This is a genomic window from Mycobacterium sp. FW102-FHT13B02, assembly GCF_058790275.1.
Genome location: NZ_JBYTCM010000019.1, coordinates 25,648 through 36,592 on the forward strand (window position 1 = coordinate 25,648; position 10,945 = coordinate 36,592).

Sequence of the window (10,945 nt, forward strand, 5' to 3'; positions counted from 1 at the left end):
TTTGACCGTTATGTCTACCCAGCCTGACGCCACGCTGCCCCTGACGCGCCGCGCCCTCACCGGGTTCGGCCGCACGGCACCGTCCGTGGCAAACGTGCTGTCCACACCCGACGTATCAGTGATCGCCGAGGCGGTCAAACGGGTCGCGGACGCAAACTCTTCAAGCCCCTCCCACCTGCGCCGAGGCATCCTCGGCCGCGGCCTCGGCCGGTCCTATGGCGACCAGGCCTGCAATGGCGGCGGAATCGTCGTCGATATGACGGCGCTGAACCGGATCCATTCGATCAGCTCAGAGACCGCCATCGCCGACGTCGACGCCGGCGTCAGCCTCGATCAGCTGATGAAGGCGGCCCTGCCGTTCGGACTATGGGTTCCGGTGCTGCCGGGCACCCGGCAGGTCACCGTCGGCGGCGCCATCGCCTCGGACATCCACGGCAAGAACCACCACAGCGCGGGCAGCTTCGGCAACCACGTGATGTCGCTGGACCTGCTGATGGCCGACGGCGAAGTGCACACGCTGACCCCGGACGGTCCGGACAGCGAACTGTTCTGGGCCACCGTCGCCGGAAACGGGTTGACGGGCATCGTGATTCGGGCCCGCGTCAAGATGACCCGCACGGAGACCGCATATTTCATCGCCGACGGCATCGCCACCCACGACCTCGAAGAGACCGTCGCCGTGCACCAGGACGGCAGCGAGGACAACTACACGTACTCCAGCGCCTGGTTCGACCTGATCAGCCCGGAGCCCAAGCTCGGCCGTGCCGCGGTGAGCCGCGGCAGCCTGGCCAAGGTCGATCAATTGCCGGCCAAGCTGGCGAAAGACCCGCTGAAGTTCACCGCGCCCCAACTGCCGGCGATCCCGAACGTCTTCCCCGTGAGCTTCATGAACAAGCTTTCGCTGTCCATGATCGGCGAAGCGTTCTACCGGATGAGCGGCAACTACCAGGGCAAGATCGTCAATCTGACGCAGTTCTACCACATGCTCGACATCACCTCAGGCTGGCAATACGCCTACGGCCCAGCGGGTTTCGCCCAGCACCAGTTCCTGGTGCCACCCGACGCCCTCGAGGAGTTCAAGGGCATCATCCGCTGGATGCACACCCAGAAGCAGTACTCGGCGCTGAACGTCTTCAAGCTGTTCGGACCGGGCAACAAGGCGCCGCTGAGCTTCCCGATGCAAGGCTGGAACGTCGCCCTGGACTTCCCGAACCGGCCGGGCGTCAACGAGTTCCTCAACGAACTCGACAAGCGCGCAATGGAATTCGGTGGCCGGGTGTACACCGCCAAAGACTCCCGCGTCAGCGCCGAGAGCTTCCACCGCATGTACCCGCGGATCGACGAGTGGATCGCCATTCGCCGCAAGGCTGACCCGAACGGCGTGTTCGCCTCCGACATGGCCCGCCGGCTCGAGCTCCTCTGAATCTTGAAAAGGAAATCCATGATTGACGCAACCGGCAACCCGCAGACCATCCTGCTATTCGGCGGTACCTCGGAGATCGGCCTGGCCATCGTCGAGCGCTACCTCAAGAACGCCAAGGCACGGGTGATCCTCGCCGACCTGCCGAACGCGCCGAAGCGTGAGGCCGCCATCGCACAGATCGAAGCCGCCGGCGCCAAAGAGGTCGTCTACCTCGATTTCGATGCGCTGGACACCAAGTCCCATCCGGCGATCATCGAATCCGCTTGGGCGCAGGGCGATGTCGACGTCGCGATCGTCGCGTTCGGCATTCTCGGCGACGCCGAGGAACTGTGGCAGAACCAGTCGAAGGCCGTACTGACCGCCCAGATCAACTACACCGCAGCGGTTTCCGTCGGGGTTCTGGTCGGCGAGAAGATGAAGGCGCAGGGCTTCGGACAGATCATCGCGATGTCGTCGGTCGCCGGTGAGCGGGTCCGCCGGTCCAACTTCGTCTACGGCTCCACCAAAGCCGGTCTCGACGGCTTCTACCTCGGCCTCGGAGAGGCGTTGCGGGAGTTCGGGGTTCGCGTGCTGGTCATCCGCCCCGGGCAGGTCCGCACCACCACGACGCTGGAGCACTGGAAGGCCACCGGCGCCAAGGAGGCCCCGTTCACGGTCGACAAGGAAGACGTCGCCAACCAGGCCATCGCTGCCGCAGCCAAGGGCAAGGAGCTCATCTGGGCACCGAACCCGGTGCGTTACCTGATGGCCGTCATCCGGCACATCCCGCGGTCGGTCTTCCGCAAACTCCCGCTCTGATGCGCAGCGCGCTGGCCGCGGGTGCCAGGGTGAGCGGCCAGATGCTGGCCGCCATGGCGCTGGCGGTGGTCATCGCGGTCATTGCGCTGCAAGCGATTGCGCGCGTGCAGTGGCCGGCGTTCAACTCCTCGAACCAGTTGCATGCCCTGACCACCGCGGGCCAGTGCGCCGTGCTGATCGGGTTGCTGCTGGCCGGGTGGGCGTGGCGCCGGGGCTGGCGCAAGAGCGCCAAACTGGCGGCCACGTCGCTACTGGCAGCGTTCTCGGTCGTCACCCTCGGCATGCCGTTGGGCGCCACCAAGCTGTATCTGTTCGGCATCTCGGTCGACCAGCAGTTCCGCACCGAGTACTTGACGCGCCTCGCCGATACCGCCGTCCCGCACGACATGACGTACCTGGGTCTGCCGCCGTACTACCCGTCGGGCTGGTTCTGGCTCGGCGGCCGGGTAGCCGCGCTCACCGGCACGCCCGCGTGGGAGATGTTCAAGCCGTGGGCTGTCGTCACGATCACGGCGGCGATCGTGGCCGCATTCGTGTTGTGGGCGGCCATGATTCGGTTCGAGTACGCGCTGGCCGTCACCACCGCGACCGCCGCGGTGACGCTGGCCTACTCATCGACCGAGCCGTACTCGGCCGTCATCGTGGTCCTGATGCCGCCGGTCGTCGTGCTGGCCTGGTCGGGGCTGAAGGCGACCACGCGGCAGGCAGGCGGGGGCCAGCGCAGTGGGTGGGCCGCGGTTATCGGCACCGGGCTGTTCCTCGGTATCGCCGCGCTGTTCTACACCCTGTTTCTCGGCTACCTCGCCCTCACGCTGACGCTCATGGCGTTGCTGCTGGCCGCGACCGGGCGACGGTGGGAACCGCTGTTCCGGCTGGGCGTCATCGCCGTCATCTCCGGCGTCATCGCCGCCATCCACTGGGGCCCCTATCTGCTGGCCGCCCGGCACCACCCCGCGGACAAATCCACGGCATTGCACTACCTGCCCATGTCCGGCGCGCAGTTGACCTTCCCGATGCTCGACGCCACGCTGCTGGGCGTCATGTGTCTCCTCGGCACCCTGTGGCTGGTGGTCCGGGCCCGCAGCTCGACCCGCGCTGGCGATGAGCGCCCGCGCGAAGAGCAAATTGCTGGAGCGCTCGCGATAGCGGTCGTGTCCGTCTATCTCTGGTCGTTGTTGTCGATGCTGGCCACCCTGGCCCGCACCACTCTCCTGTCCTTCCGGTTGCAGCCCACCCTGCTGGTGCTGCTCGTGGCGGCCGGCACCTTCGGCTTCCTGGAGGTCGCCCGCGGACTGGCGCACCGCTACGCACAACCGACCACCAACCGGATCATCGCCGTGGCCGCCACCATCGGCGCGATCGGCGCGGTGTCGTTCAGCCAGGCGATCCCCGACATCCTGCGGCCCGACATCGCCGTCGCCTATACGGACACCGACGGCTACGGCCAGCGCGCCGACCGGCGCCCCCCGGGCTCCGAGCGGTTCTATCAGGAGATCGACCGAAAGATCACCGCCGCGACGGGCAAGCCCCGCAACGAGACCGTGGTGATGACCGCCGACTACAGCTTCCTGTCCTATTACCCCTACTACGGGTTCCAGGGCCTGACGTCGCACTACGCGAACCCGCTGGCGCAGTTCAAGGAACGGTCCGGCGCCATCGAAAGCTGGGCGACCATGACCAACCCCGATGACTTCGTCAAGGCGCTCGACACGCTGCACTGGCAGGCGCCGGCGGTGTTCCTGATGCGCCACGGCGGCACCGGCACGTACACGCTGAGACTGGCCGAGGACGTCTACCCCAACCAGCCCAACGTGCGCCGCTACCAGGTAGCCCTCGACGAGCGGCTGTTCGACAGCAAGCACTGGCAGGTGACCGATATCGGCCCGTTTGTGCTGGCCATCCGTAGCGGCCACTAACATCTAGCCCCGTGGCCGGGGAACCTGAGGTAGAGCGCAATCACCGCACAGCGCGGTGGATCGCGATCGTCGCCGGACTGCTCGGCGCGTTCCTGGCGATGGCGACGCCGCTGCTGCCGGTCACCCAGACCACGGCACAGCTGAACTGGCCGCAGGCGAGCGTGCTCAAGAGCGTCGACGCACCGCTGATCGGCTACGTCGCGACCGACCTCGACATCGCCATCCCGTGCTCGACGGCAGCCGGCCTCACCGGACCCGCCACCACGCTGCTGTCCACCGTGCCCAAGCAGGCACCCAAGGCCGTCGACCGGGGTCTGCTGATCGAGCGCGTCGGCGGCGACCTGCTGGTCATCGTGCGCAACACCCCAGTAGTCAGCGCGCCGTTGACCCAGGTACTCAGCCCCGCGTGTAAAGAACTGAAGTTCACCGCGCACGCCGACAAGGTCACCGGCGAGCTGGTCGGCCTGGTACAGGGCCCGAAGGACCGGAACCCCGGCAAGCCGCTGCGCGGTGAGCTGAGCGGCTACGACTTCCGCCCGCAGATCGTCGGCGTCTTCACCGACCTGTCCGGCGCGGCCCCTCCCGGTCTGACGTTCTCGGCCACCATCGACTCGCGCTACAGCACATCGCCGACGCTGCTGAAGATGCTCGCGATGATCTTCGGCGTGGTGCTGACCGTCGTCGCACTGGGCGCCCTGCACGTGCTGGACCTCGCCGACGGCGTCCCGCACAAGCGCTTCCTGCCGTCGCGCTGGTGGTCGGTGAAGCCGCTGGACGGCGTCGTGGCGGTGACCCTGGTGTGGTGGCACTTCGTCGGCGCCAACACCTCCGACGACGGCTACATCCTGACCATGGCCCGGGTCTCCGAGCACGCCGGGTACATGGCCAACTACTACCGCTGGTTCGGCACCCCCGAGGCGCCCTTCGGTTGGTACTACGACCTGCTGGCGCTGTGGGCGCACGTGTCCACAGCGAGCGTCTGGATGCGCCTCCCCACGCTCCTGATGGCCCTGGCCTGCTGGTGGGTGATCAGCCGCGAGGTGCTCCCCCGCCTCGGCCACGCCGTCAAGAACAGCCGCGCCGCGGCCTGGACCGCCGCCGGCATGTTCCTGGCGTTCTGGCTCCCGCTGAACAACGGCATCCGGCCGGAACCGATCATCGCGCTCGGCATCCTGCTGACCTGGTGCTCGGTGGAGCGCGGCGTCGCCACCAGCCGGCTGCTGCCGGTGGCCATTGCCATCATCGTCGGCGCGCTGACGCTCTTCTCCGGCCCGACGGGCGTCGCCGCGGTCGGCGCCCTGCTGGTAGCCGTCGGACCACTGAAAACGATTGTGGCGCGGCATACTTCGCGCTTCGGCTACCTCGCGCTGCTCGCCCCGATCCTGGCCGCCGGCACAGTGACGGCGATCCTGATCTTCCGCGACCAGACGCTGGCCGCCGAGATCGACGCCAGCTCCTTCAAGACCACCGTCGGCCCAGCCCTGAGCTGGTTCGACGAGCACATCCGCTACGAGCGACTGTTCACCACCAGCCCCGACGGCTCGGTCGCCCGCCGGTTCGCGGTGCTGACGCTGCTGCTCGCGCTGGCCGTCTCGCTCGCAATGTCGTTGCGCAAGGGGCGAATTCCAGGTACCGCCGCGGGTCCGGCCCGCCGCATCGTCGGGATCACGATCATCTCGTTCCTGGCCATGATGTTCACGCCCACCAAGTGGACGCACCACTTCGGCGTGTTCGCGGGGCTGGCCGGATCATTGGGCGCGCTGGCCGCCATCGCGGTCGGCACGGTCGCCATGCGGTCACGCCGCAACCGGGCGATGTTCGCCGCTGCCGTGTTGTTCGTCATGGCACTGTCATTCGCCACGGTGAACGGCTGGTGGTACGTCTCCAACTTCGGGGTGCCGTGGTCGAATCAGTTCCCCGAGTGGCACTTCGGCTTCACCACGTTCCTGTTCGGGCTGTCGTTCCTGACGCTGCTGTGGGCGGCGTGGCTGCACTTCTACGATCATGATCCCGAGAGGCCGGTCAGTCGCCGGATTCCTCAGGCGCCCTTGGCAATCGCGTCGTGGCTCGTGGTGTTCTTCGAGGTGCTGTCGCTGACCCTCGGCATGACGCAGCAGTGGCCGGCGTGGTCGGTGGGCAGGTCCAACCTGCAAGCCCTCACCGGTAAAACCTGCGGCCTGGCCGACGACGTCATGGTCGAGCAGGATCCCAACGCCGGCAAGCTCGTCCCGCAGGCCGGGACCGTCGGTGACGCGCTCGGCGCCGGTGGCGCAGAAGGCTTCACCCCCAACGGAATTCCCGCGGACGTCTCCGCGGATCCCGTGATGGAACCGCCGGGCGGCACCAACTTCGCCGACAACGACGGCGGCGTCGTCTCCGGGGCCGAGCCGGGCACCGAAGGCGGCACCACCGCCGGGATGGGCGTCAACGGCTCCCGAGCCAAGCTCCCGTACAACCTCGACCCGGCGACCACCCCGGTGCTGGGTAGCTGGCGCCCCGGCGTCCAGATCCCCGCACGCATGCGCTCGGGCTGGTACCGGCTGCCCGCACGCGATCAGGCCGGACCGCTCCTGGTCGTCGCTGCCGCGGGCCGCTTCAACCAGGGCGAGGTGCGGGTCGAGTACGCCACTGAAAGTCAAGCCGCGCAAGGCCTCGTGGCCGGGGCCGTCGGCTTCGCCGACGTCGGCGCGGCACCCGCCTGGCGCAACCTGCGCGCCCCCATGGCCGCCATCCCGCCCGACGCCACCCTGATCCGCATCGTCGCCACCGACGACGACCTCGCGCCCCAGCACTGGATCGCGCTGACCCCGCCGCGCATCCCGAAGCTGCGGACTCTGCAGGATGTCGTCGGCTCCACCGATCCCGTGATGCTGGACTGGCTCGTCGGGCTGGCATTCCCGTGCCAGCGCCCGTTCGGCCACAACAACGGCGTCACCGAGGTGCCCAAGTGGCGCATCCTGCCGGACCGCTTCGGCGCCGAGGCCAACTCGCCCGTCATGGACTACCTCGGCGGCGGGCCGCTCGGCATCACCGAGCTGCTGTTCAAGGCCTCCCCGGTGCCGACGTATCTGAAGGACGACTGGTTCCGGGACTGGGGCTCGCTGCAGCGGTTCACCCAGTACTACCCGGACGCGCAGCCGGCCCAGATCGACCTCGGGACCGCCACCCGCAGCGGCTGGTGGGCCCCGGCGCCGTTGCGGCACTCCTAGTCGCCCCGGCCGGACCACTGCTCGTGTGTCAGCTCTCCTGCCACATGTTTGATTTGAGCCCGTCGGATCGGACTTGTCTGGGGAGAGAGCGCGTCATTCCTGACTGAGCGGCGGTGAACCGGGCCAAAAATCGCCATGCGGTCAGGCTCGCGTAGCTCTCGGTGCGAAATACCGAGAACTCGCACCCGGAGTTCGCCAACAAGAAAACCCACGGCTTTCACCTGCCTCACCAAGGCAACAAGCTCCACTGAGGGGTCACATTCCGGCCAACTACCTCGACATTCCCCGTCAGTGCGCTAGGCCACATATGACTGTCGCCTAGTCTTGAGCCTCGTGCCTGCCAGGACTGCCCGTCTCGTCGCGATCATCGCGGGCCTTGCCGGTCTGCTGCTCTGCGCGCTGACCCCACTGCTGCCCGTCAAGCAGACGACCGCGACCATCTTGTGGCCCCAGGCCCCAAATGCCAGCGGAAACGTCTCTGACCTCACCGCCCCACTGGTGTCCGGTGCGCCGCTGGCGCTGGATGTCTCCATTCCGTGCCAGGCCATCGCGAGCCTGCCACCGGCCGGTGGTCTGGTGTTCTCGACCATCCCGCCCGACGGCATCGACGCCAGCCGCAACGGGCTGTTCGTCCGGGCCGATACGAACACAGTCACCGTCGCTTTTAGGGACACCGTGGCCGCGGTCGCCAAGCGCTCCGACATCGCCGCCGGGAAGTGCAGTGGCCTGCACCTGTGGGCCAACAACAGCGGCGTCGGCGCCGACTTCATCGGCCTGCCCGGCGCGACCGGCACCGGCAGCGTGGAGAAGAAGCCCCAGGTGGCCGGCCTTTTCACCGAACTCAAGGTGCCGGCGCAGCCCGGTCTGTCCGCACGGGTCGATGTCGACACCCGCTTCATCGTCGAGCCCACGCTGCTCAAGTCCGTGGCCATGGGCCTCGGTGTGGTGCTGACGCTGGTCTCCATCCTCGCGCTGGGACTGCTGGACCGGCAGGAAGGCCGGCGCGTACATGACGGGTGGCAGCGGTTCTGGAAGGTCAGCCGCTGGCACTGGCTCGCCGACATCGCGGTGTTCACGGGCCTCGTCGGATGGCACCTGATCGGTGCGATCTCCTCGGATGACGGCTACAACCTGACCATCGCCCGCGTCTCCAACCAGGCCGGCTACGTGGCCAACTACTTCCGTTACTTCGGCACGTCCGAAGCGCCGTTCGACTGGTACCAGTCGGTGCTCGCGCACATGGCGACCGTCAGCACCGCCGGCGTGTGGATGCGGCTGCCCGCGCTGCTGGCCGGCATGGCGACCTGGACGCTGCTGTCGCGCTGGGTGTTGCCGCGGCTCGGCCCCGGCGCCCGCGGAGTGTCGGCGAATGTGATCGCGATATGGACCGCAGCGGCTGTCTTCCTGGCCGCCTGGTACCCGTTCAACAACGGCCTGCGCCCTGAACCGCTCATCGCCTTCGGCGTGATCGCGACCTGGGTGCTGATCGAATATGCCATCGCCACCCGGCGCCTGGCCCCCGCCGCTGTCGCCATCATCGTCGCGGCATTCACTGCGACCACCGCGCCGCAGGGCCTGATCGCGCTGGCTCCGCTGCTCGTCGGCGCCCGTGCCCTGGTCCGCACGGTACGCAGCCGCCGGGCCGGGACCGGTCTGCTGGCCCCGATCGCGACCCTGGCCGCGTCGGCGGCACTGATCCTGACGGTGATCTTCCGCAACCAGACCCTGGCCACCGTCGCCGAATCGGCCCGCATCAAGTACACGGTGGGCCCGACCATCTCCTGGTATCAGGAGTTCCTGCGCTACTACTTCCTCACGGTCGAGGACAGCGTCGACAGCTCCATGACCCGCCGCTTCTCGGTGCTGATCCTGCTGCTCTGTCTGTTCGGCACGCTGACCCTGCTGCTGCGCAAGGGCCGCGTGCCGGGCCTGGCCAGCGGGCCGGTGTGGCGCCTGCTCGGCAGCACCATGCTGGGCCTGCTGCTCCTGCACTTCACCCCCACCAAGTGGGCCGTGCAGTTCGGTGCGTTCGCCGGGCTGTCGGGCGCGTTCGGCGCCATCATCGCGTTCGCGTTCGCGACGGTGGGGCTGCACAGCCGACGCAACCTGGCGCTGTACGTGACGGCGCTGCTGTTCGTGCTGGCCTGGGCGACGTCCGGGATCAACGGCTGGTTCTACGTCGGCAATTACGGGGTGCCGTGGTTCGACCGGCAGCCCGTGCTGGCCGGCCACCCCGTCACGTCGATGTTCCTGGTGCTGGCGATCATCACCGCACTGCTCGCCGGCTGGCTGCACTTCCGCATCGACTACGCCGGCCACACCGAGGTCGCCGAGACCCGCCGCAACCGGGCGCTGGCATCGACACCGCTGCTGATCGTCGCGATCATCATGGTCGTGCTCGAGGTCGGCTCGATGGCCAAGGGCTTCGTCCAGCGTTACCCGCAGTACACGACAGCACGGTCCAACCTGGACGCACTGGGGTTGTCCGACAAGACCTGCGCCATGGCCGACGATGTGCTCGTCGAAGCCGACACCAACGCCGGCCTGCTGCAGCCCGTCCCGGGCCAGACCTGGGGCAAGTACGGCCCGCTGGGCGGCGAGAACCCGGTCGGTTTCACGCCGAACGGTGTCAGCGACTCGCTGGCCCCACCGCACCCCGTCGTCGCCAACCCGGGCACGGTGAACTCCGACGGCTCACCCAACAAGCCCAACGTCGGCATCGCGTTCGCGGCCGGTACCGGTGGCGGTTACGGCCCGACCGGCGTGAACGGCTCCAACGTGTTCCTGCCGTTCGGTCTCGACCCAGCCCGTACGCCGGTGATGGGCAGTTACAAGGAGAACGGCGTCGCGGCCAAGGCCACGTCAGCCTGGTACCAGCTGCCGCCACGCAGTGCGGACCGGCCGCTCGTCACCGTCGCCGCGGCGGGCGCCATCTGGTACTACGACGAAGAGCACGAGTTCCACTACGGCCAGTCGCTCAAACTGCAGTGGGGCGTGCACCGCCCGGACGGCAGCTACCAGGCCCTCGCTGAGGTTCAGCCCATCGACACGTTCGCCCAATACGCTTGGCGCAACCTGCGATTCCCGCTGAAGTGGGCACCGCCGGAGGCCAACGTCGCCCGCATCGTCGCCGACGATCCGAACCTGTCCGAGGACCAATGGTTCGGCTTCACACCGCCGCGGGTCCCGACCCTGCAGACCGCACAGCAGTTCCTCGGGTCGCAGACGCCGATCCTGATGGACATCGCCACCGCCGCGAATTTCCCGTGCCAGCGCCCGTTCGCCGAGCATCTCGGCGTGGCGGAGCTGCCGCAGTACCGCATCCTGCCCAACACCAAGCAGGTCGTGGTGTCGTCGAACATGTGGCAGTCGGCGCAGAAGGGTGGCCCGTTCCTGTTCATCCAGGCGCTGCTGCGCACGTCGACCATCCCGACCTACCTGCGGGGCGACTGGTACCGGGACTGGGGCTCGATCGAACGGTACGACCCGGTGGTACCGCCGTCAGTGGCCCCGCCCGCATCGATTGACCAAGGCACCATGACCGTCAACGGTTGGAGCCGCCGCGGCCCGATTAGGGCCCTGCCATGAAGCCCGATCAG

Annotated in this window: 5 protein-coding genes; all 5 read left to right on the plus strand. The window is 68.0% G+C overall.

Translation table 11 applies throughout. From position 1 onward, the window contains the following. Window positions 1-10 precede the first annotated feature (10 nt). The 5 genes from dprE1 to AC3WTE_RS24980 all read left to right on the plus strand — a co-directional run bounded on the left by dprE1 (window position 11) and on the right by AC3WTE_RS24980 (window position 10,934). Entirely contained in the window at window positions 11-1,423 is a 1,413-nt protein-coding gene (gene dprE1, locus AC3WTE_RS24960) for a decaprenylphosphoryl-beta-D-ribose oxidase (RefSeq protein ID WP_492441843.1), read from the plus strand. A gap of 18 nt (window positions 1,424-1,441) precedes the next feature. Further along, window positions 1,442-2,221: a decaprenylphospho-beta-D-erythro-pentofuranosid-2-ulose 2-reductase gene (gene dprE2 / locus AC3WTE_RS24965; RefSeq protein ID WP_492441845.1), complete on the plus strand. Its 780-nt coding sequence runs from the start codon at window positions 1,442-1,444 to the stop codon at window positions 2,219-2,221. After that, entirely contained in the window at window positions 2,221-4,137 is a 1,917-nt protein-coding gene (locus AC3WTE_RS24970) for a galactan 5-O-arabinofuranosyltransferase (protein ID WP_492441846.1), read from the plus strand. Before dprE2 ends, AC3WTE_RS24970 begins: the two co-directional genes overlap by 1 nt. Window positions 4,138-4,148: 11 nt before the next feature. Beyond that, window positions 4,149-7,346, plus strand: coding sequence for an arabinosyltransferase domain-containing protein (locus AC3WTE_RS24975; RefSeq protein WP_492441848.1), 3,198 nt, complete (start codon window positions 4,149-4,151; stop codon window positions 7,344-7,346). Window positions 7,347-7,679: 333 nt separating this feature from the next. Further along, entirely contained in the window at window positions 7,680-10,934 is a 3,255-nt protein-coding gene (locus AC3WTE_RS24980; protein ID WP_492441850.1) for an arabinosyltransferase domain-containing protein, read from the plus strand. Window positions 10,935-10,945 lie beyond the last annotated feature (11 nt).